General features: G+C 37.1%; 24 protein-coding genes. 19 read left to right on the forward strand and 5 right to left on the reverse strand.

The features are described from left to right. Positions 1-29: 29 nt before the first annotated feature. Complete coding sequence (locus AC1FXP_RS19210; protein WP_480063601.1) at positions 30-689, reverse strand: phosphatase PAP2 family protein; 660 nt, start codon at positions 687-689, stop codon at positions 30-32. Positions 690-1,134: 445 nt separating this feature from the next. Between AC1FXP_RS19210 and nikA the strand changes: the two genes are divergently transcribed. The 12 genes from nikA (at position 1,135) to AC1FXP_RS19270 (ending at position 12,719) form a co-directional block, all read left to right on the forward strand. Then, positions 1,135-2,688: a nickel ABC transporter substrate-binding protein gene (gene nikA / locus AC1FXP_RS19215; protein WP_480063602.1), complete on the forward strand. Its 1,554-nt coding sequence runs from the start codon at positions 1,135-1,137 to the stop codon at positions 2,686-2,688. 78 nt (positions 2,689-2,766) lie between these two features. After that, a complete protein-coding gene (gene nikB, locus AC1FXP_RS19220; RefSeq protein ID WP_480063603.1) occupies positions 2,767-3,714 on the forward strand; it encodes a nickel ABC transporter permease in 948 nt (315 codons plus the stop codon). Beyond that, on the forward strand, positions 3,714-4,562 hold the full coding sequence (gene nikC / locus AC1FXP_RS19225) for a nickel transporter permease (RefSeq protein ID WP_480063605.1): 849 nt from the start codon (positions 3,714-3,716) through the stop codon (positions 4,560-4,562). Before nikB ends, nikC begins: the two co-directional genes overlap by 1 nt. Beyond that, complete coding sequence (locus tag AC1FXP_RS19230; protein WP_480063606.1) at positions 4,559-5,374, forward strand: ABC transporter ATP-binding protein; 816 nt, start codon at positions 4,559-4,561, stop codon at positions 5,372-5,374. The genes nikC and AC1FXP_RS19230 overlap by 4 nt, the downstream gene beginning before the upstream one ends. Next, a complete protein-coding gene (locus AC1FXP_RS19235; protein WP_480063607.1) occupies positions 5,371-6,141 on the forward strand; it encodes an ABC transporter ATP-binding protein in 771 nt (256 codons plus the stop codon). Before AC1FXP_RS19230 ends, AC1FXP_RS19235 begins: the two co-directional genes overlap by 4 nt. A gap of 45 nt (positions 6,142-6,186) precedes the next feature. Next, positions 6,187-7,536, forward strand: coding sequence for an MATE family efflux transporter (locus AC1FXP_RS19240; protein WP_480063608.1), 1,350 nt, complete (start codon positions 6,187-6,189; stop codon positions 7,534-7,536). 290 nt (positions 7,537-7,826) lie between these two features. Next, on the forward strand, positions 7,827-7,955 hold the full coding sequence (locus tag AC1FXP_RS19245) for a hypothetical protein (protein WP_480063609.1): 129 nt from the start codon (positions 7,827-7,829) through the stop codon (positions 7,953-7,955). Positions 7,956-8,069: 114 nt separating this feature from the next. Continuing rightward, a complete protein-coding gene (locus AC1FXP_RS19250; RefSeq protein WP_480063610.1) occupies positions 8,070-8,789 on the forward strand; it encodes a (Fe-S)-binding protein in 720 nt (239 codons plus the stop codon). A gap of 16 nt (positions 8,790-8,805) precedes the next feature. Beyond that, the gene (locus AC1FXP_RS19255; protein ID WP_480063611.1) at positions 8,806-10,236 is read left to right on the forward strand and encodes a LutB/LldF family L-lactate oxidation iron-sulfur protein; all 1,431 of its coding nucleotides are present in this window, start codon (positions 8,806-8,808) and stop codon (positions 10,234-10,236) included. Then, a complete protein-coding gene (locus tag AC1FXP_RS19260) occupies positions 10,233-10,952 on the forward strand; it encodes a LutC/YkgG family protein (protein WP_480063612.1) in 720 nt (239 codons plus the stop codon). Before AC1FXP_RS19255 ends, AC1FXP_RS19260 begins: the two co-directional genes overlap by 4 nt. A gap of 16 nt (positions 10,953-10,968) precedes the next feature. Then, a complete protein-coding gene (locus AC1FXP_RS19265) occupies positions 10,969-11,337 on the forward strand; it encodes a sensory rhodopsin transducer (protein ID WP_480063613.1) in 369 nt (122 codons plus the stop codon). A gap of 434 nt (positions 11,338-11,771) precedes the next feature. Continuing rightward, complete coding sequence (locus AC1FXP_RS19270; protein WP_480063614.1) at positions 11,772-12,719, forward strand: sugar ABC transporter substrate-binding protein; 948 nt, start codon at positions 11,772-11,774, stop codon at positions 12,717-12,719. Positions 12,720-12,988: 269 nt separating this feature from the next. Here AC1FXP_RS19270 and AC1FXP_RS19275 read toward each other — a convergent pair whose 3' ends face one another. From AC1FXP_RS19275 to ric, 3 genes are all read right to left on the reverse strand, one after another. Continuing rightward, positions 12,989-14,653 (reverse strand): GMC oxidoreductase, encoded by a 1,665-nt coding sequence (locus AC1FXP_RS19275; RefSeq protein ID WP_480063615.1) that lies wholly within the window; start codon positions 14,651-14,653, stop codon positions 12,989-12,991. A 278-nt stretch (positions 14,654-14,931) separates the two neighbouring features. Then, positions 14,932-15,903 carry an NAD(P)H-dependent flavin oxidoreductase gene (locus tag AC1FXP_RS19280; protein WP_480063616.1) on the reverse strand — a complete coding sequence of 324 codons (972 nt, stop codon included), beginning with the start codon at positions 15,901-15,903 and terminating at the stop codon, positions 14,932-14,934. A gap of 350 nt (positions 15,904-16,253) precedes the next feature. Further along, a complete protein-coding gene (ric, locus tag AC1FXP_RS19285) occupies positions 16,254-16,961 on the reverse strand; it encodes an iron-sulfur cluster repair di-iron protein (RefSeq protein ID WP_480063617.1) in 708 nt (235 codons plus the stop codon). Between the two features lie 228 nt (positions 16,962-17,189). Between ric and AC1FXP_RS19290 the strand changes: the two genes are divergently transcribed. Then, the gene (locus AC1FXP_RS19290) at positions 17,190-17,879 is read left to right on the forward strand and encodes a Crp/Fnr family transcriptional regulator (RefSeq protein WP_480063618.1); all 690 of its coding nucleotides are present in this window, start codon (positions 17,190-17,192) and stop codon (positions 17,877-17,879) included. A 416-nt stretch (positions 17,880-18,295) separates the two neighbouring features. After that, a complete protein-coding gene (locus AC1FXP_RS19295) occupies positions 18,296-18,499 on the forward strand; it encodes a hypothetical protein (protein ID WP_480063619.1) in 204 nt (67 codons plus the stop codon). 353 nt (positions 18,500-18,852) lie between these two features. Here AC1FXP_RS19295 and AC1FXP_RS19300 read toward each other — a convergent pair whose 3' ends face one another. Then, on the reverse strand, positions 18,853-19,767 hold the full coding sequence (locus AC1FXP_RS19300; RefSeq protein WP_480063620.1) for a cupin domain-containing protein: 915 nt from the start codon (positions 19,765-19,767) through the stop codon (positions 18,853-18,855). 497 nt (positions 19,768-20,264) lie between these two features. On the opposite strand from AC1FXP_RS19300, the gene AC1FXP_RS19305 reads away from it, so the two are divergent. From AC1FXP_RS19305 to AC1FXP_RS19325, 5 genes are all read left to right on the forward strand, one after another. After that, entirely contained in the window at positions 20,265-20,942 is a 678-nt protein-coding gene (locus AC1FXP_RS19305) for a CAP domain-containing protein (RefSeq protein ID WP_480063621.1), read from the forward strand. A gap of 229 nt (positions 20,943-21,171) precedes the next feature. After that, the gene (locus AC1FXP_RS19310; protein ID WP_480063622.1) at positions 21,172-22,620 is read left to right on the forward strand and encodes a UDP-N-acetylmuramoyl-L-alanyl-D-glutamate--2,6-diaminopimelate ligase; all 1,449 of its coding nucleotides are present in this window, start codon (positions 21,172-21,174) and stop codon (positions 22,618-22,620) included. Positions 22,621-22,930: 310 nt separating this feature from the next. After that, a complete protein-coding gene (locus tag AC1FXP_RS19315) occupies positions 22,931-23,215 on the forward strand; it encodes a hypothetical protein (protein ID WP_480063623.1) in 285 nt (94 codons plus the stop codon). A 650-nt stretch (positions 23,216-23,865) separates the two neighbouring features. Further along, positions 23,866-25,113 carry an NADP-dependent malic enzyme gene (ystJ, locus tag AC1FXP_RS19320; RefSeq protein WP_480063624.1) on the forward strand — a complete coding sequence of 416 codons (1,248 nt, stop codon included), beginning with the start codon at positions 23,866-23,868 and terminating at the stop codon, positions 25,111-25,113. Positions 25,114-25,140: 27 nt separating this feature from the next. Next, complete coding sequence (locus AC1FXP_RS19325) at positions 25,141-25,323, forward strand: aminomethyltransferase beta-barrel domain-containing protein (RefSeq protein WP_480063669.1); 183 nt, start codon at positions 25,141-25,143, stop codon at positions 25,321-25,323. Positions 25,324-25,857 lie beyond the last annotated feature (534 nt).

A 25,857-nucleotide genomic window follows, 5' to 3' on the forward strand; every position in this document is an offset into this window, starting at 1 on the left:
CACATTACTTATCCTAGGTATTTAATACTTTACGTGTAGGATATTCTGCCTTTTAACAAAAAGCGAAGAAATAGTAAACAAAAATAGAACCACGCAATGGATATCGTTCCCGCTGCAAGAATATCTGATGGAAAGTGTGCTCCTACAATCACTCTGCTTAAACTAACCAAAACAATCATTGAAATGAAAAGAAGGGTAAGCGAAACCTTTGTGAACGAATCTCTAATAATATGAACACAAATATAGATTAAGAATGAAAAGAAAGTAAAACTTCTCATAGTATGACCGCTAGGAAAGCTATAGGAGGCAATTTCTAACGAGTAACCGAATACCTCAATTACACTCATCTCGCCGGGTCTTTCCCGTTGAAACAGGATTTTAAGAAGGAAGTTTAATGCGATACCACCAAATGTAACTGTAAATAAAAATAAAGCATATCCCCACATCTTTCTAACTAATAAATATAAACCAATAGCGAAAGATGTAACTAAAATGACCTCGCCTGAACCGATTTTCGTAATCCCTTCCATGATTAAGATTATTAATGGGGATGCACCTTCTGTTACCCACGAAATAATCGTTTGATCAAAAAGGACCAATTGGTTACGATAGGAAAGAATAGATATAAAAATAAATAAAATAAGGCAACCTGTCGCAATAAAAAATTGATGCTTGTTTGATTCTGCCATAAGCTGTCACTCTTTCTAAATTGATAATAAGATTCTATTGTAACATCACAAATAATAGTCTGGAAGAATAATATTATGAAAAACCTTAGACAATTTACAGCTGATTTATAAAGAAGGCGGAAAGAATTTTTTGGTGAAATGAAGATATCCCAGCTCAAGCAAATATGTTTCCAAAGTGACTTAAAGAGGAAAAGAAGAAATTCCGTACGGCTAATCATTGTTTGAAGTTGTCCTAAAAGGTCAATAAACCTTTGGGACAACTTTTTTGCTGATCTATGAAAAAACCATTAATAGAATCTAACTTAAACTAGAAAATATTTCATAATGGTTACGATTTATGATTGACATTCAGTTATTGCTTGAAGTAAATTAAGTGAGTGGAAATAATAATCGTTACGATTTGTGTTATTATATGTAAATGTGGTTAAAAAAAGGGAGTGGAGTAATGTTTCAAAAACAATTAATGATGTATCTCGTTTTTGCTATGATTCTTGCTTTTGTTACGGGGTGTAATAACTCAGGGGAGGATACTAGTTCGCAAGGGGAAAGTGAAATTTCTTCTGAAGCAGGGGATAAGTCAGTAACGCTATTGTTTAGCTTTGCATCTACAACAATAGATCCACATCAAGACTGGATGGGTGTACGTGCAGGAATTGCAGAGACGTTAGTGAAAGTAGATAAAGATTTAGACATCAAGCCATGGGTAGCAGAATCTTGGGAACAAACCGATGATAGAACATGGACGTTTACAATTAGAGAGGGAGTCACATTCCATGATGGAACCGCAGTTAATGCAGAAGCGGTAAAAGCTTCGTTTGAGCGTCTGATGGAAGTCAACGACGCACTTGCATCCAATCTAAAAATTGAAACAATGGAAGCAAGCGGACAGGAGATTATGTTTACTACCACTGAAGAGTACCCGGCATTTGTCTCAGAATTGGTACATACAAATGCTTCTATTATCAAGGTTGATGCAGAAAACATTAGTGAACAACCGATAGCGACAGGTCCATTCCAAGTAGTTGATTTTACGTCTGAAACAGAAATTAAGCTTGAAAGATATGATAATTACTGGGATGGAGCGGCAAATTTAGATGAAGTGACAATCAAGTATAATTCTGACGGAAATGTTCGTGCTCTTGCTCTTCAATCAGGTGAAGCTGACATAGCCTATCATTTGCCTCCTGAGACGTTAGATCCAGTTGAAGCTAATGATAACCTTCGTGTTGAGTCGGTGTCGAGTTTGCGAGCTCATTTCATTCTGTATAATGCAGCAAAACCTGCCTTACAAGACGTACACGTTCGAAAAGCGATCGATCTACTTATAAACCGTGACGTCGCAGTAAGTGAAATCATGAATGGACATGCAACAGCTGCAAATGGACCGTTCAACCCTGATTTTGCATTCGCGAGTAATGAAGAGCCAGAAAGTTACGATCCAACTCAAGCAGAAGCTTTATTGAAACAGGCTGGATATGAGAAAAATGAAAATGGGAAATTAGAAAAAGATGGAGAGTCTCTTACATTAACATTGGCAACATTTCAAGGAAGACCTGAACTACCTTTAATGGCGCAATACTTGCAAGCGGAAGCGGCAAATATTGGAATAGAGATTAATATTGTAACAGTTGAAAATATTGATAGTTATTTATGGGATCAACAAGATGAATGGGACCTAGCGACGTACTCGATGCTAACAGCTCCTAGGGGAGACGGTGGATATTTCTTAAATGTTGCCTACTTACCAGAGGGGTCTTTGAATCCAGGGCAAATTAATATTCCAGAACTAAATGAATTAACACAACGGTTAAATATAATAGCAAACTTTGATGAACGAGTTGCCTTGCAAAAGCAGGCGGTTGAAATCATTCAGGAAGAAGTTCCACAATCATTTATTTTATATCCTCACATAATTGTGGGAGTTAATGAACGTGTTAAAAACTGGAGCCCAGGCTCTGAGGAGTATTACCTAATTACAAATACAATCGATGTAGAATAGTGGAAAAGTGAAAGTGCCTTTTTAAGGACACTTTCACTTTTCTTGTTAGTTTATGAGAATATGGCAGGTGAAGAAAAGATGAGGGTTTTGTCGATTATCGGTTCAAGATTCGTCCAATTAATCATCATGATCTTAGTGCTCTCTTTGGTGACTTTTTTATTGATGAAAATCACACCGGGTGATCCAATTAGAGCGATCCTAAAAGTAGACGATGTGATATCAACAACCATGGAAGAAGAGAGATTAATGAAAGAATATGGCTTTGATCAACCGATTTTAGTTCAATACGGTCAATGGCTTTGGAATATTGCTCAATTTGATTTAGGAGAATCGATCATTGCTAAAAGGCCAGTAATTGAGATGATTATGAGCAAATTGCCAGCGACTGTTGCTTTATCGATTGGAGGTATGGTCGTTCTCTTTATCATTTCAGTTCCGTTAGGAGTGCTAGGAGCTGTTTATGAAGGTCGCTGGCCGGATTTTGTGAGTAGATGGATAGCCATGCTGGGAGCTTCTATTCCAAGCTTTTGGCTAGGGTTGTTGTTGATTTATGTTTTTTCTTTAAAATTTAACCTTTTACCTGTTATGGGAACAGGGACATTGGCTCATTTTGTTTTGCCATCTGTTACACTAGGAATTGCTATGGCGCCAATGTATATTCGGTTATTACGAGAAAGGCTTATTGCTACATTGCAGAGCTCGTATATTGAAGCGGCAAAAGCAAGAGGGTTACGGAAAGGGCGGATCCTACTTTTTCATGCTCTTAGAGGCAGTCTCATTCCTCTAGTCACAATGTTTGGATTAAGCATTGGCAGTCTGCTTGGAGGAATAACGGTCATTGAGATTCTCTTTTCCTGGCCAGGAATGGGGGAGTTGATTGTAAATGCCGTGATGCAGCGTGATTATCCTGTGATTCAAGGCTACATTATTATAGTCGGATTTTTAGTTGTGATATCAAATCTTGTTGTTGATGTCATGTACTTAATGATTAACCCACAAATAAAGCAAGGAAAGGAGGTAGGGTAATGGAACCAGCATTTGTGAAAACCTCTCAACTGATCCGTAATCCTAATATGACTATAGGGACCATCCTAGCGCTCTTTCTTGCAGGTGTTACGTTTTTTGGGGGAGCTCTTGTTCCTTATGATCCCTTTCAGATTGATATGAGTAATAGGTTACAAGGATCATCTTCTGAACACTGGCTTGGTACAGATCAACTCGGTCGTGACGTGTTTTCAAGAATTATATATGGTGCCAAGCTGACAATCGGGTTAGGGCTGTTTGCTATTGGCATAGCCATTTGTATTGGTGTTCCGATCGGGCTTCTTTCTGGTTATATTGGAGGGAAATTAGATGCGTTTTTTATGAGAATCATAGACGGTATTTTAGCTTTTCCTGATTTTATTTTAGCTATTGCTATTGCTGGTATTTTAGGACCTAGTCTAACCAATATTATTATTGCCATTGCTTTAGTAAAGTGGATTGTCTATGCTCGTGTAGTTCGTGGTTTAGTTCTTGCCGAAAAAGAAAAGGAGTATGTACTCGTTTCAAAGGTTTCTTATTCAAGTTCGTTCAAAACGATTCGTATGCACTTAATGCCGCAAGTTATGCCAGACATAATTGTCATGGCTGCGATTGATGTCGGAAAAGTGATATTACTCATTTCAGCTTTGTCCTATATCGGTCTTGGAGCACAACCACCACTTCCAGAATGGGGAGCGATGCTTAATGATGGACGAGGATATTTTCAAGTAGTCCCTTCTTTAATGATCTACCCAGGACTTGCGATTATGTTAACGGTTTTATGTTGTAACTTATTAGGAGATGGATTGAAAAGTCATTTTGATATTCGGAAAGGGAGGGATGGTTTGTGAGCGAGTCTCTACTATCTATTCAAGATTTGCATATTCAGATAAGAGACGGTGAAAAAACTCTTTTAAGAAACGTCCATATTGAGGTGAATAAAGGGGAGGTTGTCGGTCTCATCGGTGAAAGTGGCAGTGGAAAAAGTTTAACAGCTAGAGCCATCATGGGTCTTCTTCCACATGGAATGAATATAAATGGTCGGATTCTTTTTAAAAATAGCGACGTAGTAAAGATTTCTACAGAAGAGCATCGTCAACTTTTAGGAAATGAAATTGGTATGATCTTTCAAGATTATCGTGGGAGCTTTACTCCATTCATTAAAATAGGAAAGCAAATGGTTGAAACCATTTGTACGCATCAAAAGATTCGAAAGAAAGAGGCACAAAACATAGCTCTGCAAGTTCTTGATGAAATGGGCTTAGATTCAAAACGAGTCTACCTGAGTTATCCATTTCAATTAAGTGGCGGACAATTGCAGCGTGCTTCGATTGCAACGGCTATTTCGCTAAAGCCTTCATTATTAATATGTGACGAAATGACAACGGCACTAGATGTGATGAATGGTGAAAAGGTATTGCATTATATTGATGAAGTTCGCAAAGAAACTGGTTGTGCAGTCTTAATGATTACTCACGATCTTGCTCAAGCCTATAAGCGGACGGACCGAATGTATGTCATGAATCAAGGCGAAATCGTTGAAGAAGGACTACCGGAACAAATACGTTGTCATCACCAACATCCTTATACCAAAAAGCTGTGTTCTTGTTTACTCGCTCTTCCTGGAGAAACGTTAGTAACAGAAAGAGTGATGTCTGTATGAGTTTAGTTGTAAAAGGTCTTTCTAAACAATATTTCAAACAGGTTCAAGCATTGAATCATATTTCCTTTCGTGTTAATGAAGGGGAATGCATAGGAATTGTAGGGGAAAGTGGTAGTGGGAAAAGTACGTTAGGAAGAATTTTATTAGGATTGGAAACTTATAAAGAAGGCAGCATCATCTACCATGGTAAAACAATAGCCCCGAGGAAACGTTCTGATTTACGGCAGTTTCGGAAAAGTGTCCAAATGGTCTTTCAAGATTCGACAAGTACGTTGAATCCTAAATTGCCCATTTGGAAAAGTTTACTTGAGCCATTAGATAACTTTAAGGAAATCACTCCCTCTTTTCTTCAAGTAGAAGGCCTCTCAAGAAAGGAAATAGCGCAAGAGCTATTAGAGATAGTTGGATTAGATAAAGAAATGGTGGATCGTTATCCGGGAGAATTAAGTGGCGGACAAAAACAACGAGTTAGTATCGCAAGAGCCATAAGTATTGAACCATCTCTCCTTGTTTGCGATGAACCTACAGCAAGCTTAGATGTTACAGTGCAAGTACAAATTCTGCGTTTATTAAAAGAGCTGCAGCAAAAAACGAACATGACCATTCTTTTTATTTCTCATGATATTAGGGCGGTTTCTTTTTTGTGTGATAAGGTGATGGTTCTTAAAGATGGTTCCATTGTCGATCAATTCGAGTTGTCAGAAATATATGATGAGGGACGTCATCCTTATACGAAGGCTTTGATTCAAGCAGCAAAGATTGAATAAGAGAAGGAACGATAGACAGATTGAGAGAGATAAAAGGAGAAGCGTATGAAGCTAGCTACATCACAATCATTAGAATTAGAGAAAACGAAGCCTTTCACCCATAGGGAATACTTAGTGCTCGCAGTCCCACTTATTATTTCTGGGATTTCGACTCCGATATTAGGTGCGGTTGATACAGCTGTAGTTGGACAAATACCTAATCCGGCTGCTCTAGGTGGAGTAGCGATTGGAGCCGTCATTTTTAATACGATGTATTGGTTACTTGGCTTTCTGAGAGTAAGTACGAGTGGATTTACGGCACAAGCAGAAGGAGCAAACAATCAAAACGAGATGCTTTTATCTTTCCTGCGACCAATGATTATGGCCGTTATCTTTGGCTTGCTTTTCATCATCTTGCAGCAACCTATATTGCAAGTAGCTTTACAATTATTTGGAGGCGGCGCAGAGGTATCAAGTTTTGCTGCTACTTATTTTTCAATCAGAATATGGGGAGCGCCCTTTATTCTATTAAGCTATGTGATGATTGGCTGGCTGATAGGTATGGGGAAGGTTCGGTTAGCTGTAGCTATTCAAATTACAATGAATCTATTGAATATCCTTTTAGATATTGTGTTTGTTTTAGGATTAGGGATGGGAGTTAGCGGAGTAGCTTATGCAACAGTCATATCTGAAATCAGTGCTGTATTGTTTGGAGCGTGGGTAATTATTCATGCAAATAGGGGAAAGTTCTCACACTTAAATCTACAAATGGTACTAGTGTCTAAACCTCTAATAAAGATGTTGAACGTGAATAGAGACTTTTTCTTACGGACTGTTTGTTTATTGATTATGACTGGAGTTTTTACAGCAAAAGGTGCAAGTATGGGTGAAATAACACTAGCAGCTAATGCAATTTTACTTCAAATCCATTACATCATGGCTTATTTATTTGGTGGTTTTGCCAATGCAACAAGTATTCTTGTTGGAAGAGCGGTAGGAGGAAAGAACTTCTCACTTTATAAACGTGCATTTTCTTTATCTGGACAATGGGGATTTGGTTCAGCCTTTGTATTGTTTTTTGTTATCCTTTTATTTGGTGAACCAATCGTTGCATTATTCACAACGATACTTGATGTAAGGATCGTTGCTAACGATCTTTTAATCTGGCTGCTCATATTCCCGTTTGTTGGATTTTGGGGATTGCAGTTAGAGGGGATTTTTGCAGGGGCTACAGAGGCAAAGTCTGTAAGAGACTCCATTACTCTCGCATTAATCTTATTTTTATTAGCAATCTGGTTATTCGTACCTATTTATCAACAGCATGGAATTTGGTTGGCTTTTGTTTTGTTTAGTTTTGGACGTTCCATTTTTTTATCATTGTATGTTCCTAAATTAACGCGTAGCCATTTTAGTTAACGAATATAACTGCCCGTTATTGGTCTTTACTTGTGTTACAAGTAAAGGCCTCTTTGTTTTTTAAAAAGGTTTCCTTAATAAATCTAAAATTAAAACACAGGTTGATAGCGGTATTGGAATTAATGAAAAACATAAACAAAAACAAAAGGTGAGAAAATTTGAATGCTAGAGGATCGCTCTATTTATAGTCATCTTTTTTATTTGTTAAACAAAACAAAGGTATATACAAAAATAAACAAAAAACGTTATATTTGTTTCAGAAGAAAATAAATATTACACCGGAGATAATTATGGTAAAGAAAATGATTGACATATCTGATGAAATTTACTTGCTAGCAGATCATACAAAGTTTGGTTTCACGAGTTGGAACGATTCATGCAATCCATACTATAATAACTGGAATAAAGGTCAGGAGTAGATTGAAGAATTTTTAGATCTTGGAATTCGAATGATTCGCTCGTAAGGTTTATGACAAATGGTATTGTTACCTTTGTAAATAACCTCACTAAATCTCTGAAATGAGGGGAAAACAATGAAAGTATCTTTATTTGTAACGTGCTTAGCTGATGTGTTTTACCCCGGTGTCGGCAAAGATGTTATTGAAATTCTTGAGAAAAATGGCTGTGAAGTCGATTTTCCACAAGCGCAAACATGCTGTGGTCAACCAGCATATAACAGCGGCTATCACAAAGAAACAAAGGACGTTGCCAAACATATGATTCGAACATTTGAGCATGCTGACTATGTTGTGACTCCTTCAGGCTCTTGCGGGGCTATGATTCATGAATACAGCCATTTGTTTGAAGATGACCCAACTTGGAAAGAAAAAGCGAATACATTAGCAAAAAAGACGTTTGAATTTACGCAATTTCTTGTAGATGTGTTAAAGAAAGATGATATTGGAGCTGTTTTCAATAAGAAAGCAACGTACCATACATCCTGCCATATGACACGCCTTTTAGGGGTAAAGGATGCTCCTATGAAATTATTAGAAAATGTAGAAGGATTAGAGTTTGCCAGTCTTCCAAATAAAGAGACATGCTGTGGCTTCGGAGGAACGTTTTCAGTAAAGATGATGCCGATTTCAGAGCAGATGGTCAATGAGAAAATTGAGCATATCGAAGAGACGGAAGCAGAAGTTTTAATTGGAGCCGACTGTGGGTGTTTGATGAATATTGGTGGAAGAATTGAACGTCAGGGAAAGCCTATTAAGGTCATGCATATCGCTCAAGTATTAAACAGCAAACAATAAAAGGTGGTGATTATTAGTGTCTATGAAAATCAGTGAGGATAAATTTTTTGATCGAGTCGACAAGGGAATTAACAATGATTTTATGCGAACTGCGATGGTTTCTGCACAGGAAAGACTAAAAGGTAGAAAACTAGATGCGCAGGAAGAGTTAGGAAATTGGGAAGAGTGGCGCTCATTATCTGAAGAGATACGTCAACATACGTTAGAGAACCTAGACTATTATTTAGATCAACTTTCCGAAAATGTGATGAAAAGAGGAGGACATGTCTTTTTTGCGCAAACAGTGGAAGAAGCAAATGAATATATTACAAAGATTGCCAAGCAAAAGGAAGCCAAAAAGGTCATCAAATCAAAATCAATGGTAACTGAAGAGATCAGTATGAATGAAGCGTTAGAAGCAGCTGGTTGTGAAGTCATAGAATCTGACTTAGGGGAATACATCCTTCAAATTGATGACCATGATCCACCGTCTCATATTGTTGCTCCTGCCTTACACAAAAATAAGGATCAAATAAGGGAGACATTTAAAGACAAAAAAGGCTACTCAAAATCTTCTAAGCCAGAGGAACTTGCCTGGTTTGCTAGAGAACAATTACGTGGCGAATTTTTATCTGCAGATATTGGAATTACTGGCTGTAACTTTGCCGTTGCAGAATCAGGTGCCATCTCGCTTGTGACAAATGAAGGGAATGCTAGACTTGCAACAACGTTACCTAAAACGCAAATAACGGTTATGGGCATGGAAAGGATCGTGCCTACTTGGGAAGAATTAGATATTTTAGTTAGCATGCTTTGCCGAAGTGCAGTTGGGCAAAAACTCACAAGTTATATTACTGGATTAACAGGGCCAAAAGAAGAAGGAGATGTTGATGGACCGGAGGAATTTCATCTCGTCATTGTTGATAATGGCCGTTCTAATATATTAGGAACAGAATTCCAGTCTGTCCTGCAATGCATTCGTTGTGCAGCCTGTATTAATGTTTGTCCTATTTATCGTCATGTGGGCGGGCATTCTTATGGTTCTATTTATCCAGGGCCAATTGGTGCTGTGCTTTCTCCATTACTTGGCGGCTATGATGATTACAAGGAATTGCCTTATGCGTCTAGTTTATGCGGTGCGTGTACGGAAGCATGTCCAGTTAAAATACCTCTACATGATTTACTCATCAAACATCGCAGGAACATTGTGGAAGAGCAAGGAAGAGCAGGCTTTGGCGAGAAACTGGCCATGAGAGGTTTTTCTTTAGCTGCCAGTTCTCCTAAGCTTTTCAGCCTTGGTTCAAAAGCTGCCCCAACGATGATGGGGCAGCTTGTAAGCAAAGGGAAAATTAAGAAAGGACCAGGGCCAATTAAGCCATGGACGGATATTCGAGATTTTCCAGAGCCAAGTAAACAGAGCTTTAGAGAATGGTACAAAAAACGTGAGAAAGGCGGCGACAAGTCATGACAACTGGAAGCATTCAAAACAAAGATCGGTTTCTAGACCAAGTAGCGAAAAGTCTAGGGCGTGAAAGAAAAACTGTACCTGTCGCCAGACCGAAGTGGAAGCATCAGCCACAGCATGATGTGTTTAAAGGGTTAAGTCAGGATCAATTGGTTGAAAGATTAAAAGAACAATGCAAGAACATTCATACACAAGTAGAAGTAGTGACGAACGAATCCCTTCAAAAGGTTTTAGAAAGAGTGGTAGACGACTGGAACGCTAAGTCGATTGTAAGCTGGAATGATCCAAGGTTTAAGGAGTATGAATTAGATACCTATTTTGAACAGGCTTCCGCTAAAGGAATTGATGTGCATAAATGGGATCCTAGTATTGCAGATGAAAATGTGAAGATTGCTGAAAGAGCAGATATCGGAATTACATTTGCGGATATGACATTAGCTGAATCTGGCACCGTTGTCTTATTAAGTGATAAAGGGAAAGGCAGATCAGTTAGTTTACTGCCAACCTTTTATATTGCGATTATTCCAAAGAGCACGCTTGTGCCACGGATGACACAAGCGACTAGTTATATTCACCAAATGCAACAAGAGAAAGGAACAGTTCCCTCTTGTATTAACTTTATTTCTGGGCCAAGTAACAGTGCAGATATTGAAATGAATTTAGTTGTTGGGGTTCATGGGCCGGTTAAGGCTTATTATTTGATTGTTGATGATAAATAAGAAAGGTGATTTTAATATGAGCGTAACAATAGGTCAAAAGCATTGGTTCATTCCAGACGGCTATATCCCATCTGTTAGTAACGTAAATTTAATTAGTCATGAATCAATATGTGTACTGAATTGCTATGAGGAAAGTGCGGATCTAACGATAACGACTTATTTCAAGGATCAGCCTCCTATAGAAAGAATGAAGTATATCGTATCAGGGAAGCGCACCAAGCATATTCGTACATCTTCCCTAAATAAAGATGGAAAATATATTCCTGTAGATGTGCCTTATGCGATTGAGGTGGAGAGTTTTGTTCCAATTATCGTTCAGTATAGTAGATTAGATACGACTCAATCTGAGTTAGGGTTAATGTCGACGATGGCTTATTCTATTTAAAAGCGTAGAAAGGAGGAGCTGTCTTAAAAGCCGAAAAAAAGATACGGTATGGGCTTCGTTCGCTTTTTGCTTAGAGAGGAGAAAATCTCTCCTCTCTAGGCTTTTTAAACGTTGTAGCCTTCCCGCTCATTGCTTGGGACAACCCCACAACATCGATATAGAAGAGGAAATACTTACAACACATGTCTATGTAGCTGCAGCACTTTTGTTCAATGAGAAAATCGGTCGTAGGCTTCTTGAGTATAATACGAGATTGTATTGACAATCTATTAGAAAGGAAAGTAGAATGAAAACACAGAATTTTTGCTATATACCAACAGGAAAGGAATTGTTTTGGCCTTATGTGGAACCGATACCATATAAAATACATATTCATATAAGCTCCAAAACTAATGAAACATAACATTGTACTTATATGCAAAAGGGAGGCTTTAATGTTAAAGAATAGGTCTATTCTATTATATCTTCTAGTCGTAGCAGTCACCTTAGTTTTTTTTCTGTCAAAGGCATTAGGTAATGAAAAACCTACAATCGTAGTTGTAATAAAAGATTTAGATACACAATATTGGCAACTTTTAAAAGCTGGAGCAGAGAAAGGATTTCAAGATTTTGGTGTAAATGGCAAAGTGATTGCACCGAGAGTTGATTCTGAAGTAGTTTTACAGGAGTATATGTTACATGACACTCTTGAACAAAATCCAGATGCATTAATTGTTGCTCCTATGAACTCCAACGTTATCCCTATTTTGAAGGAATTTCATAAAAAAAGTATCCCTGTATTGCTAGTTGATTCAGATGAATCTTGGGAAAATAAAATCTCGTACATAGGTACGAATAATTTCGAATTAGGAAGAGTAGGCGGAATGTTATTAGCTTCTCAACTTCAGCCTGGAGATAGAGTGGCTATAATTGCAGGTGATATGAACCACTCTATTTCAAATGATAGGGTAAATGGAGCTAAAAAAAGCCTTGAGGATATAGGAATCGGTATAGCTGTAGAAAAAATAGATTTACCAAACGAAACAAACGTGATAAAAGAAGTGATGGAAACAATTTTATACAATCATTCTGATGTTAAAGGTGTATATGCTGTAACTGATATCATGGCATTAGGTGCTTTTGAGAGTTTGAAAGAACATGATCTCCATATGCCGGTCATTGGCGCAGATGGTATAAATGATATGATTGAATTGGTAGAAGAAGGAGAATTACCTGGAACAGTAGCACAAAATCCTTATGATATGGGATATTTGAGCGTTGAAGCAGCAATGAAAGTCATCAAGGGAGAAAAAGTTGAAAGCAATATTGATAGTGGTGTAGATATTATTATTAAGGGTAACGCGCAGCAAAGGTTAGATTTTCAGAAAAAGTTGCTAGATTAGCCCAATTAGTAAGCATGTTTTTTTGGTTAAGTAAACAAATGTAATAGCATTGAATTAAATCATGTATAGGGATATGAAATAACAAATTCTTATTAATAAGATAAATTGGAGAGAGAACATTCGATAGATGGCATTGTTCTCTCTTTCTATTAAGTTATGTTATAGAAAAGGGGTACGGAAATTAGATTCGAGTAGAATTAAAGTTATGAGTCGTCTCCGCGTATAACTTCAAAATCGGTTTGAAGATCCAAATCTGATTTATTAAAAATTTAATTATGTTTGCTTGCAATATAATCAGCTGTTCTTATAGATAAAGCAACAGTTGTTAATGTAGGATTAGCTGCCCCCATTGAAGGAAAGATACTATTATCAGCTACATATAGTCCGTCTATGCCATGAACTTGACCATACGGATTCGTAACTGAAGAGAATGGATTACTCCCCATTCGACAGGTTCCTGCCTCGTGATAATCACTTCCCGGAGGCATAAGACAAATGGGATGTTGACCGTTTCTCGCAACTAAGGTAGCATTCATCGCAGAAGAAACTTCATGTAAAGTCTCCGCCATTTGTTCAATGATTACTGTATCTTGTTGGCTATAAGAAAAGTTAACGTTTAGTTTAGGTACTCCATATTGATCTCGTTCGTGTGGGTCTAGTGTGACATAATTTTCAAAGCGTGATTCAACTTTGCCGAACGCACTGATACCAATTAATAATTCATCGAGTAAGGGTTTTTCTTCATACTGCGGATACCAAAGGTACCATTGGTCGGCTCCTCCAGGGCCACCCATTTGAATTTGGTAGAGACGTTTAGTTGTTTGTGGAATAAATATACTAAGTGTACCGAGTACTTCTGGAAATTCTTGTCGGTTCACTTTGGCCGTTGCCAAGAGCAAGGAGTGATTCGTTAAATAATGACCAATAGCTCTTCCCTTTATTCTTGAGTGAAGCAGTAGTCGGGGGGTTTCAAATGTACTCCCAGATAAGACAATTGTTTTTGCTTTTAGAACATATGACTTTTTATTAGGGGACATTACCTTTACACCGGCTGCCCTGTTTTGTTCGACGAGCAATTCTACCGCACGGGCATTAATAGCTAAATCAAAAGGCATGCGATTTAAAGCATAAGCAAGAGTTGAGATAGAACTCCAAAATACATCGGAATGTATTTCTCCATATTTCGTGACCTGAAGATCAACCGGTGTAGGAACATCTGCTGCTTCCGGGAACCCGTTTTCATGGAGGCGTTTTAACAATTTTTCTTGAAGCGAAGATCCCTCCATATACGCAGTCGTTACCCTCATAACTTTTTCAGCAATTTCATAGTAATAATTCATTTCTTTAAGGGAGATCGGCCATTTTAAAATCTCAGAACGGTCCATTCTAGGAGCAGACATTCCCCAAAATAACGTTCTCCCCCCTAAAGCAAAAAGCTGTCTTGCACCGGGGAAATCAGGTAGGTATTTACCGGTCCATTTGGAAGCGGTATGAAAATATTGAGTGAAGCGTGGATCATTCATCGTTGGGATATTCCTTGCATGAGTCGGGAGTAAGAGGTTTCCCGCTTCAATCATCCCTACCTTTTTTCCGCTATTTCTCCAATGTTCAGCTAATCTCCTAAGTACAGCTCCACCTCCTGCACCAGACCCTACGATAAGCACGTCATAATCAGTATCAGTCATTTGTTCTAAAGATGTAAGTGGAATCCAAGAGGAGAGGGGGTCAGAAGGAGGAGACAATGTACACTCACCAATAGGTGATTTAACTGTTGCTAAACTTGGTGGAGAAGGGATATATACTTTATAGCCAGCAATGTTCATCAGTTGATTTGAAATGTGTGGATTATACATTAGTAATTTATTAAGCTCAATTTTATATGTTTCAGATATTTTTATAAGGGTATCACCATTTTTAGCCACATAAATTCTCATGCGGACACATCCTTTTGTGTATTTCTAAAAAGTAACTACAATCTTAATATTCATATGTATGGGTTCAATTGAAAATGATTGTTTATAATTTAATAATCTTAATTTGCAGTATTAGTCGTATACTTTACACTAATATGTAAGCGTGTAGTAGTGGCACAAGGAGATGAACGTAAGGTTATTGATGGCTTGAATGTGGGTTTAAATATAAATTTTGAAGTTTGTTGAACCCCTTGTTAATTAAGGGGTTCATATTCTTTAGAAAATATTATCCATAGTTGTCATATACAAGTTTTATATTCTCTCATGATATTATCGATGATTGTTTTAACTGGTAAAATATCTTTAATTTCATGTACTCTTGAACCTGCGAAAACTAAGCCATTTTCGCAATCTCCATTCTTAGAAGTGATCAAAGAATCTAGCGTACAAAAACGATAAGAACAATTTTTCAAGCAATCAATGCACTTTTTAATTTTTATCTTTTTATCGTCTGAAATAAGTTCAGTGAAATGGTTTTTTATTGCACGACCCTGGAGACCAACAGTTGTTTTTACCAAAAGAGTGTCTTCATGTTTGGCATGTACATATTTTTCTTTAAATGATAACGGTGCGTCGCACTCTTCACTAGCCACAAACCTCGTTCCCATTTGTACTCCAGAAGCTCCCAGACTTAATGCGCGTGCGAGATCTTCTCCAGTTAAAATTCCTCCAGCAGCAATGACCGGAATTTTAACCGCTTTTACCACTTCCGGTAATATATCAAACAACGGCCTATCAGTACCAAGGTGTCCACCGGCTTCATGGCCCTCTACAACAACTGCGGAAGCACCAAGTCGTTCTGATAGCTTAGCAAGTTTCGCTGAAGATACAATCGAGATGACGGGGATGCCGGCTTCTTTGCCCCATGCATACATATCTCTTGAAATTCCGGCACCTGATATAATGAAATCCACTCTTTCCTCAATGGCTGCTTTCATCTTTTCAGCAAAGTCATTCATGGAGAAGAGAACGTTTACCCCAATATATCCTGAATTGTTTATGTTTTCCTTAGCCTTCCTAATATGTGATCTCATCTCATCTACAGTAATACCCGTCCCTGATATGATCCCGATTCCTCCGGCGTTCGCAACTGCAGATGCGAGCCGACTTAAAGAAATCCCTACACCCATACCACCTTGAATGATTGGAACCTCTGGCACCATATGGCCTATTTTTAATTGTGGAAAGTTCAAAGATACACCCCATTTCAACTATTTATTAAGTTTGACCTTAATACTGTTAATAGTAACAATAGACTCTTCAAACAACTGTGACTTAATTAACATTTACTCCTAATATATCGCGCTAAAGAGCGTATGCGTCAACTGGAGATTATATGGAATGTGAACCGAATTGCGTATATATTCCAAAATCACTGAGAAAGCAGAAACAAGAAAAAACAAAGACATGAGCAAAAGCGTTCATGTCTTTGTTTCTTTGTTGAAACAAATGGTTGTCTCATAAGCAGAAACAGAGAAGGCAATGCCGTGGGAGTTTGTCAAAAACAGATCTTTTAACAAACCCCTTTAACCGGTTACATGCATCATATACTCTAAGAGAACTACACCTGTGCTACTGCTCGAGGGAACAATACATTATTTTCTAAGTGAATGTGTTGGAACATATCAGCTTCAATGTCTTCAAGACGTTGATAGACTAAACGATACGTGCCGCACGCTCCTTCTGGAGGAGTAAAGTCGTTTGTAACCTCACGGAGTTCTTTTAAAATGTTCCCGGCGTGGCTATGTTCATTTTCTAGTTCTTCAACGACCTTTTGTAATTTCTCAACGTTTTCTTTCGTTCTGTTTTGTTCAACTTCTAAAATAAGAGGAAAATCTTCCGTTTCTTCTTTAATTAAATGTTGCTCTAATTCAACTCGTAATTCGTGGAATAAACGATGGATTTGAGCTAAATGAGGTTGTCCAGACCCATGAACTCGTAATACTTTTGTGACGTAAGGACTTAATTGACTAAACTCTTCATTAATAAAGCGGTGATGCTTATTAATAATATAATCGATTAGTTCACTATATGATGCGCGTTCCCACTCGATTCTTGATTCATTTGAAGCAATTGTTTCTTGATACAGTGTATTTAAGTTTGTTAAAACTTCCTCTGCTGAAAGATTTCTTTCATTTATAGCCTCTATAATTGGACGGTTTCCGCCACAACAAAAGTCAATGCGATAAGATTTGAAAAGGTCACTTGCCTTAGGAAATTTCGTTACGATTTCACCTACAACTGATGTTTCAGTAAATGTTCGGTCCATTATAATTCCTCCATTTGATTAATTAATTTGAATCTAAGTAAATGATAACAACGAATTATCGTACTTGTAGTGATTTAGATCACGACTAAAAGGAAAGTGTCTTTTCAAAAATACCAGCTCTAGAATTAAACTCACCATTATTAGGTATACTTGTGATCTAGCTCACAGTTTACTTCTTGATGATTTACTACAATTAAATGAAGAATATGTAAGTTAAGGGGTTTTGATATGAAAACAGCGCTGATTAAAAACCATTTACAGGAAGTATCCCTTTTTAAGGATCTTTCAGAAGAAGAGATCCAGCCGATCGTCGATATTTCACAATTGCGGACATATCCGGCAAGGTCATTTGTTTTTATGCAAGGCGAACCACTTGATCGAGTGTTTTTTATTCATTCGGGTAAGGTGAAAATAAATAAAACCGATCTGTCAGGCAAAGAACAAATTGTCTCCATTCTTGAGGATGGGGATATGTTTCCTCACGCTGGTTTTTTCCGAAAAGGAAACTTCCCTGCACATGCCGAGATCCTTGAGACCTCAGAGTTAATTGTTATTCCGGTGGGGCAGTTTGAACAGATCCTTCTTACATATCCTGAACTATGTATGAAGATGTTCAAAGTGTTAGGGGAAAAAATTGTGGATCTCCAGAATCGCTTAGAGGAAAAAATTCTTCGTGACACATATGAACAAATTGTGATGTTACTTCTTCGCTTATGTAAATCAAATGGTGAGCAGGTCGGCGACCGGTTTAAACTAACAACCCATTTTACTAATAGAGAATTAGCTAATATGATTGGAACTTCGAGAGAGACGATAAATCGTACCATTAATCGTTTACGGAAGAAAGAAATGATTGATACGGATGCAGAAGGTTTTTTTCTAATAAGTTTAGAAAAATTGGAAGATGAAATAATGTAAGCTTTATTGCTATGACTACATGATAATTAACTGAACTTAATGAAGCCATTGTAATAGCCATTTAATAAGTAACAAGAACTTCTAAAGGCGAAGTGCTTGTTACTTATTTCATTTGATACTTTCAAATCTTATCGTATAAAGCGGATCAAGGGCTCGGTGTTGCGGTCGATTAATAAGTGGCACAGGTGCATTCCGCTCATAATCTCCAGTTATTTAATCTCCTACATTTACCATAACTTGGTTTATTATATATTTGGGAAATTTTTCGTGGGCGGATTTTAAGTACCTCCAGTAAATAAATTTGCATGTATCATATGTTTTTTTTGAAATTAGGAACGAACACCCAAGAACCTTTGATAGGTAAGGCATATTCTTTAGTGTAACGTCTAAAAAAAATATGATGGAGGAAGATAAAAGTGATACGAAGTAATTACGCTATGAACCATCATCCGTTTCATAGAAGAGATCAAAGATTTGTCCCATTTGCGTTGCCATTTTTTACAGGGCTAGCAGCCGGGGTATTGTTAAGTCCACGACCAGGATTTTTTTATCCATACCCGGCATATCCACCTTATCCAATATATCCGCCATATCCATCGTACCCATATTATTGTTGCTAATAGCTATAGATTTCTCTTTGCATATCCTGTAACAACACCCCAAAATAGATTGTACTAAAAGGTCGGTAATTACCTTTTTTTCATTATATTCAAAAAAGGGGTGTTGGTATTACATAGTGGCTTTTAGTATTTCTCTAGTTGATATAATTGACAAACTATGAATTTGATAATTATATACATGTAGGGATATGTGTATTTGGCGGTTATGAGCTTGTAACAGATACAGAAGAAAACGGTGTGTTAAAGTTTTGGATTAGAAAAGGGTAAAAAATATAGGGGTGCCAAAAGGTTTGTTTTGACTTTTTGATGCACCCCTTCTTGCTTTATCCTACGACTTTCATTTTAGCTGCTGACTAGTGGTGATGGTCCTCTTCAGCAGCCATTGCAATGGCTTTCGTTTCATGAACAGTTCCATATGGATGCTCCGGTGGGGCATAGATCGAGTAGAGTTTAATTGGTTTATTACCCGTATTGGTTAAATTGTGCCATGTTCCAGCAGGGATTACGATTGCAAAGTCATCGAAGACTTCTGCTTGAAAATTAAGTTGATCTTTGCTATCTCCCATTTGCACCAGCCCTTGACCTTCTTCAATACGAAGGAATTGATCTAATTTTGGATGAATTTCTAAACCGATATCTTCTCCTACGCCGATACTCATTAGCGTCACTTGCAAATATTCCCCTGTCCATAATGCAGTTCGGAACGTGTTGTTTTGCTTTGTAACTTCTTCAATATCAATTACGAACGGCTCGGTTCCATAATCGGTTAAGCGATACAAATCTTCCTCAATCAATGAGCTTAACCTAGAAGCATTTTCTTGTTCTCCTTGTAAAGCCCATAAAAAAACATTTTGTATATTTGGATCATGGGATAGTGAACAACTTCTCTGATATTCATGATAGCTTTCTACTTCTATTTCGTTAGCCTTTTGCAAACCTTCTCTAAAGCTTTGAAAAGGAATTTTGTCAATTTGGTACTGAGGCTGTCTGCCGGTTAGATTCATATAAAGTTGAGAAAAGAGGCTCAAATGGGCTTTTTTCGATTCTAATGTTTGCAGAATATCTTTTTTATGTCTTTGATCAGGTGCTACATTAGCTAATCGTCTATAGAATTCAATAGCTGTAGCCTCTCGATTAATTCCCGACAGTATGTTTTCCATTTGTTGTTTGTTTTCATGTTGGTTCCTGATCATATACCCTGCATGATTTTTAGTCCTATTAATATTCGGATAATAAGGATATGGGGTGTTTTTAGGCACATTATACATTTTATACATTCCTTTCAAAGGTTTATCAAATTTATTCATTAACATATGCCGATCTGAAGGGAATGTGCATGCTTCAGCGTTACTTATGAAATAGGCACTCTTAGTATAAATATTGAAGGGGATGTCCCAAAAGGTTTGCTTTTGGGACATCCCTGCCTCTGTTACCGGCTTTTGAGACAGTCTTCTTATTATTTGGCAAGCACAGGCATCATGGCAGAGTAAGAAGGATGACGCTTTTTTACAGGTTTGTAACCAACTGTGTAGAAATCTATAGAATTAGCGATTACTAATGAAATTTGGAAATTGTAATTTTGTAGGTTTTGACCGTCCATAATGAAGTAATTGCTGTTATACCAAGGTTTTTGTTGCAGATAGGTCAAATAAATCACGGTTATTGTATTTCCTATTAATCTATTTTTTACCAATGAGATCGCAGACTGTACATGTTACATTTTAAGAGAAGCGCCACCAACAAAACATTCCTTAGGAGGCAAAAGATGAAAAAATTAATGGTCACAGCTGTTCTTGCTACAACCTTAATTGCTACTAATTTTAGTGGACAGGTTGATGCAAGTGAGCAAGTACAAGTTAAAACGATTCATGTAAATGAATTTAATCAAGAAGCGTTGCAAAACTGGTATAAAGAAATCTATCAATCATACGTAAGCCAGTTTAACCAATTAGAAAAGGGGCAAAACAAGGTTGAACACGATAATTCAATTGCAGAAGTACAACCTGAAGCCACTACGGAAAGTAAAGTAACTAATCCTTCAACTGAAGATGAGCAGAAAGAATTAACACAGGATGAACAGCATATGGTTGATTTAGTTAATCAAGAAAGAATTGATCGTGGATTAACTCCTTTACAAGTCGACGAACAGCTAACTGAAGTTGCTAGAGTGAAAGCACAAGATATGATTGATCATCAATATTTCTCCCATCAATCGCCAACATACGGTTCGCCTTTTGATATGTTAGCTCAATTTGATGTGAGCTATCGTACAGCTGGGGAAAACTTAGCAGGGAACCAAACGGTCGAAGCTGCACATCAAGCATTAATGAATTCTGACGGCCATAGAGCTAATATCCTTAATACAGAATATGGTGAAGTAGGGATTGGTATTATCGAAGGTGGTCCTTACGGAAAAATGTTTGTCCAATTATTTAAAGATTAAAAGTTAGATAAAAACCAATTATGCGAAAAGGAAGAGGGCTCAGGTGAGTCCTCTTCTTTAAGTCTAAATTTAAGGTTCATTGAATCCTGTCTAGCTAGTTCTTTAAATTTCATATACCGAAATATGTTGTATGTCAAGAAATTGATGTTTTTGAGTAAATTAATGGATATTTGTACACATTAATAAAGCTTGCAATTTTAATACAACTATTAACCGAGGGTAAAAATTTATGAATAAAACATTAAATAATTTGCTAGAACCCTTTGGAATACAAGGTGACGAAGATATTGACATTACAGGTATCCAATTCGATTCAAGAAAGATAAAAGAAGGGAATCTATTTGTTGCGGTTTCTGGGTATGAATCAGACGGTCATAAATTCATTCAGTCTGCCATTGAAAATGGAACTGTTGCTATTATTGGGGAGAAGAATCTTCAGGAGAAGTTGTCGGTTCCGTATATCCGAGTATCTGATTCAAGAGAGGCATTATCAATGTTGGCCAATTATTTCTACGAGATGCCTCAAAACAAGCATAAAATGATCGGCATTACAGGGACAAATGGAAAGACTACAACCTCTTATTTATTGCACCATATATTGAAACATAATGGAAAAACAGCTGCTAGGTTAGGAACGGTTGAATATGTGATAAATGGAGACATGAGAGAATCCAGTTTAACTACGCCAGATGCCATTTTGTTACAACAAATGCTTCACGAAAGCGATGATGAATATGTTGTTATGGAAGTTTCATCTCACGGTATAGACCAATATCGGGTACACGGTCCAATGTTCGACTATGCCCTTTTTACGAATTTGAGTCACGAACATTTAGATTATCACAAAAACTTTGAGAATTATTATCAAACTAAGAAAAAAATATTTCAGTGTCTAAAGGATGATGGTAGAGGAATAGTTGGGACATATGGTTCATGGGGAGAGAGATTACACGAAGAGTTAGCAGAAGAATTAATCCCTTCCATTTCGTTTGGACAATCGAAAGGTGTTGAATCGATTTATTTAAAATCGTATCAGACTGTTCCTGATGTAAATTTAGTGATTGATGACAATGGAAAAGATCATCTCATCAAAATGAAAATCCAAGGTGAACACAATGTTTATAATGCGATAGGGAGTTATATATGCGCAAGAGAGATAGGTCTTTCTCCTAAAGAAGTAATAGAGGCATTGGAAACGTTTGAAGGTGTCCCAGGAAGATTTGAAGCAGTTGCGATACCAAATGGTGCAAAGGCGTTCGTTGATTATGCGCATACCCCTGATGGTCTTCAGTACTCTTTAAAAACAGCAAAAGAATGCACAGAACAATATCTATATCATATTTTTGGTTTTAAGGGGAAAAGAGATTGTTCCAAAAGAGAAACGATGGTTGAAATCAGTCAAAACGTTAGTGACTATGTATTTCTAACATTGGATGATTTGAATGGAACGAAAAAAGAACAGATGTTGGCTGAGTTAAGGGAACTAAGCAAGCCATACCAAAATATCGTTGTTATGGACGATCGAACGGAAGCGATCATGTATGTACTATCTCTATTAAAAAAAGGCGATGGAATGATCATTACGGGAAAAGGACCGGAAAATTACCGAGAAGAGTACCGTTATAACACACGTAACGATAAAGAAACAATTTTAAAGTGTATTCAAATGCAGAGCTAAAGTGTTGATTTCTAAAAACAGGTAATACATAAGGTATTACCTGTTTTTAGAAATGTTTTTATGAATATGATTTGGCTTTTTCTAATTCATGCCTTAGTAATTAATTAACAAAATAAGAGTTTTCCTTGTATTGTAATACTTCTTCGGTGATACAGGAAGCTTCACCAGGTGATGTAATTATGTGAAAAAAATGAACAAAATGATTATAAATAAAAAATATTCAATTTATTTATGTAATCTATATTCAAGTTACTCTCTATGGTAAATTTTTATTGTATGATACTCCTAAATACAGAGAGGTGGATTATGAATGGAAATTCATAATTTAATTGAGTCAAAACAGTATTTTGTCGATGAAACAAAATTGAATTATTATGTAGTCTATGAAAAATTCGAAAACATTGAGGCTTTAATTAAGGAGAACAGAATTGAAGAAAGAAATCAGGGAACGGAAGAACTCATATACATTTTTCATGGATACGGTAAAGCAGATCTGTTACAGAGAGTTTGTAGTTATCGGCTAGATGTTGATCACCACTCCATTAATGACACACTAAATACTATAAAAGAAGAGCATAAAGAAATTTTTAAGTAGAGTGGGGAGTAGTACTCCTAATTCAAACTCTTGGAACTTATACAGTAGAAAATATTAACTTCAGTCTCGTTAAATTATCAGGCTTAAAGGTCTTTCTTACGTGGATTGCCCTTCCTTTCTTTACAGTCCTTAGCACCGCCCGCCCAAAATCAATAACTAGTTCAATAAACGATATTTAAACGAAATTGAAGGATTTCAGTTGGTGGATATTGCAAAAATCTATTAATGAAGCAATGGAAGTAATTAAACGAGAAGTGATTGATTTACTATCTATTAGATGTATCTGCTTTTTTTAGTTACGAAAGTTTTTATAAGTTTCATAAACTGTCTTAAATTATTCGAATTTATTAAACTATGTATAAGTTAATTGGAAGCGATTGCACAAGAGGTTCTGACAAAAGAAATAGTAAGAGAAAGCAATTCTGTTGTATCACCGGTATAGGGTAATCATGAGCCTTTCCCTCCATTGGTTTGTCACCTTTTTAGTATACGATTGTAAGCGTTTAAATATAGGGGTTATTTAGCCGATTGATTGGAAGCTTACTTGTGATGGTTGTATTCGGGAAACGGCTGGATGGCGGTTATTCCATTAACTTGTTTGTTTATACCGTGTAAAAATATATGTTGTTAATTAAAAGGAGAGACTGGATATGTCTAATTTACGTGAAGAAACATTAAAAATGCACAAGGAAAATCGGGGGAAACTTGGTGTTCATTCAAAAGTTGACGTTCGCAATGCAAAAGATTTAAGTCTTGCTTATTCACCAGGTGTAGCAGAGCCTTGCATAGACATTCATAATGATGAAAGTAAAGTATATGACTATACGATGAAGGGAAATCTTGTTGCCGTTGTTTCAAACGGAACAGCTGTGCTTGGTCTTGGAAAGATTGGTCCAAAAGCTGCCATGCCAGTGATGGAGGGAAAAGCGTTATTGTTTAAATCATTTGCGGATGTGGATGCATTCCCGATTTGTCTCGATACAACTGACACAGACAAGATTGTTGAAGTTGTTAAATTATTAGAGCCAACGTTCGGAGGCGTGAATTTAGAAGATATTGCAGCACCTCAGTGCTTTGAAATTGAAGAACGACTAAAAAAGATTTGTAACATTCCAATTTTCCATGATGATCAGCACGGTACAGCGATTGTAACAGCTGCGGGTTTAATCAACGCTTTAAAATTAGCTAACAAAAGGATTGAAGACATCCGTGTTGTAGCAAACGGATCGGGTGCTGCCGGGGTAGCGATTGTTAAGCTGCTTCTGCATATGGGCGTAAAAGATGTCATTTTATGTGATACAAAAGGAATCATTTATGAAGGACGCCCGGTCGGAATGAATCCATTTAAAGAAGAAATGGCTAGTATCACTAATAAAGGACAAAAGCAAGGAGTCTTAGCAGATGCTCTTGCAGGAGCGGATGTGTTTGTAGGAGTATCAGCTGCAGGTGCTGTTACGAAAGAGATGGTTCGGTCCATGAATCCGAATCCAATTATTTTTGCCATGGCCAACCCTGTACCTGAAATTATGCCGGAAGAGGCAAAGGAAGCGGGAGCACTTGTAGTGGGGACAGGCCGTTCTGATTTTCCAAATCAGGTCAATAACGTATTGGCATTCCCTGGTATTTTCCGAGGTGCTTTAGATATTCACGCTAGAGAAATCAACGAAGAAATGAAACTAGCTGCGGTTTATGCCATTGCTGAATTGATTTCAGAAGAAAGTCTTCATGTGGATTATGTGATTCCAGACCCATTTGATCGCCGGGTAGCAGCTCATGTTGCCTCTGCTGTTGCATTTGCAGCAATGGAAACAGGTGTTTCACAGAAATATGTGAATGTAGAAGAAATCAAAAAGCGGCTTTTAACATTAGGAGAAGTAGAACAACCCGTTCTTGTATAAATCCAATTCAATCAAGAAGGAAAATTTATCTACTATAAAGTAACAGTAAAAAGATTGGATGATTCTAAAGTTCAAGTAATTTTCCATAAGCCGATTCGTGCTATAGCACCTGGTCAAGCAGTTGTTTTCTATCAAGGGGAAGAATGTCTCGGGGGAGGGACTATTAATCAAGTATATCGTGACAATAAACAGTTAACTTACGTGGGGTAAAGACAAACCGGAGATAAAAGCTATCTCCGGTTAGGGTGCCCCTCTTTTTGAAATATATTCATGATAAAGAAGTTGATCTCCGCTCCTATCAACTTCTTTTCAACATTTTATATATACAACAATCCTTTTTGGACGAACCTTAATATTAAAAAGAGTTAAAAAATAGGATAGATCTAGGAATAGGATTATTAAGGACCGTTGTGAATGCATTTCTGCGATCCAAGCTAAGTTTAGCGGTTGTTATTCTTGGTGTTCAGATGGGGATGAAAAGTAACCTATGAGATAGAACAGGAATTGGAGCAATTTAAATAGCTTTTGGTTAATTTCATTACTTAAATCTCTGTGGGGTTGGAGTTTGAAAAACTTAACACTTATAATCTAATTGTTCCGAAATTCTAGAAGGTCTTTTCTTATGAAATTTAAACAACAACCAGTTTTAACTGGTTGTTTCAGCCTGTCAACAAAGTCTCGTAGAATATACCTGCCATAGTTACTCCATACATGTTGAGTATGTATCCAGATTTTTCTAAAGAA

Source organism: Halalkalibacter sp. HAAS-P013 (assembly GCF_056619925.1).

Bases quoted from the DNA above. Each gene is read 5' to 3' on its own strand.
- AC1FXP_RS19250 (WP_480063610.1), top strand. From the start codon at position 8,070: ATGAAAGTATCTTTATTTGTAACGTGCTTAGCTGATGTGTTTTACCCC.
- ric (WP_480063617.1), bottom strand. From the start codon at position 16,961: ATGGACCGAACATTTACTGAAACATCAGTTGTAGGTGAAATCGTAACG.
- ystJ (WP_480063624.1), top strand. From the start codon at position 23,866: ATGTCTAATTTACGTGAAGAAACATTAAAAATGCACAAGGAAAATCGG.
- AC1FXP_RS19260 (WP_480063612.1), top strand. From the start codon at position 10,233: ATGACAACTGGAAGCATTCAAAACAAAGATCGGTTTCTAGACCAAGTA.
- AC1FXP_RS19300 (WP_480063620.1), bottom strand. From the start codon at position 19,767: ATGTATAATGTGCCTAAAAACACCCCATATCCTTATTATCCGAATATT.
- AC1FXP_RS19270 (WP_480063614.1), top strand. From the start codon at position 11,772: ATGTTAAAGAATAGGTCTATTCTATTATATCTTCTAGTCGTAGCAGTC.
- AC1FXP_RS19265 (WP_480063613.1), top strand. From the start codon at position 10,969: ATGAGCGTAACAATAGGTCAAAAGCATTGGTTCATTCCAGACGGCTAT.
- AC1FXP_RS19310 (WP_480063622.1), top strand. From the start codon at position 21,172: ATGAATAAAACATTAAATAATTTGCTAGAACCCTTTGGAATACAAGGT.
- AC1FXP_RS19275 (WP_480063615.1), bottom strand. From the start codon at position 14,653: ATGAGAATTTATGTGGCTAAAAATGGTGATACCCTTATAAAAATATCT.
- AC1FXP_RS19315 (WP_480063623.1), top strand. From the start codon at position 22,931: ATGGAAATTCATAATTTAATTGAGTCAAAACAGTATTTTGTCGATGAA.
- AC1FXP_RS19235 (WP_480063607.1), top strand. From the start codon at position 5,371: ATGAGTTTAGTTGTAAAAGGTCTTTCTAAACAATATTTCAAACAGGTT.
- nikA (WP_480063602.1), top strand. From the start codon at position 1,135: ATGTTTCAAAAACAATTAATGATGTATCTCGTTTTTGCTATGATTCTT.
- AC1FXP_RS19305 (WP_480063621.1), top strand. From the start codon at position 20,265: ATGAAAAAATTAATGGTCACAGCTGTTCTTGCTACAACCTTAATTGCT.
- nikC (WP_480063605.1), top strand. From the start codon at position 3,714: ATGGAACCAGCATTTGTGAAAACCTCTCAACTGATCCGTAATCCTAAT.
- AC1FXP_RS19210 (WP_480063601.1), bottom strand. From the start codon at position 689: ATGGCAGAATCAAACAAGCATCAATTTTTTATTGCGACAGGTTGCCTT.
- AC1FXP_RS19290 (WP_480063618.1), top strand. From the start codon at position 17,190: ATGAAAACAGCGCTGATTAAAAACCATTTACAGGAAGTATCCCTTTTT.
- AC1FXP_RS19240 (WP_480063608.1), top strand. From the start codon at position 6,187: ATGAAGCTAGCTACATCACAATCATTAGAATTAGAGAAAACGAAGCCT.
- AC1FXP_RS19245 (WP_480063609.1), top strand. From the start codon at position 7,827: ATGGTAAAGAAAATGATTGACATATCTGATGAAATTTACTTGCTAGCA.
- nikB (WP_480063603.1), top strand. From the start codon at position 2,767: ATGAGGGTTTTGTCGATTATCGGTTCAAGATTCGTCCAATTAATCATC.